The following is a 471-nucleotide window of genomic DNA, read 5'->3' on the forward strand; positions in this document are numbered from 1 at the left end:
GCCCGCCGTGCACGGCGGGCCGGTGCACTGCGGCGACCCCGCCGGGCTCGGCATCGACGACCTGGACCGGCCCGACTTCGGCGACGCCGTGGACCTGGAACCGGACGACATCCCGGTGTTCTGGGCGTGCGGGGTGACACCGCAGGCCGCGGTGATGGCGTCCAAGCCGCCCTTCGCGATCACGCACGCGCCGGGCCGGATGTTCGTCACCGACGCGAGGGACGAGCAGTACCGCGTGGCCTGAACCCGGCGCCGGGCACACGGGCGCCGAGAACGACAGAGGAGACCCATCCGGATGAGCACGGCCCCCATCGATCTGAACGCCGACCTCGGCGAGGGCTTCGGCCGCTGGCGCCTGACCGACGACGAGGAGCTGCTGTCGGTCGTCACCAGCGCCAATGTGGCCTGCGGGTTCCACGCCGGGGACGCGGCCACCATGCGCCGGGTCTGCGACCGCGCGGCCGAGCGCGG

2 protein-coding genes are annotated in these 471 nt (G+C 74.1%); both read left to right on the forward strand.

The window, feature by feature from the left end; all coding sequences use genetic code 11:
* Positions 1 to 244, forward strand: a 244-nt coding sequence (locus tag AOK22_RS43545) for a D-glutamate cyclase family protein (protein ID WP_244165271.1), incomplete at its 5' end; no start/stop codon positions are given.
* Between the two features lie 51 nt (positions 245 to 295).
* The coding region (locus AOK22_RS40520) for a LamB/YcsF family protein (protein ID WP_167357941.1) at positions 296 to 471 on the forward strand (176 nt) is incomplete at its 3' end.

Source organism: Streptomyces silaceus, assembly GCF_001419745.1.
Lineage (GTDB): Bacteria > Actinomycetota > Actinomycetes > Streptomycetales > Streptomycetaceae > Streptomyces > Streptomyces silaceus.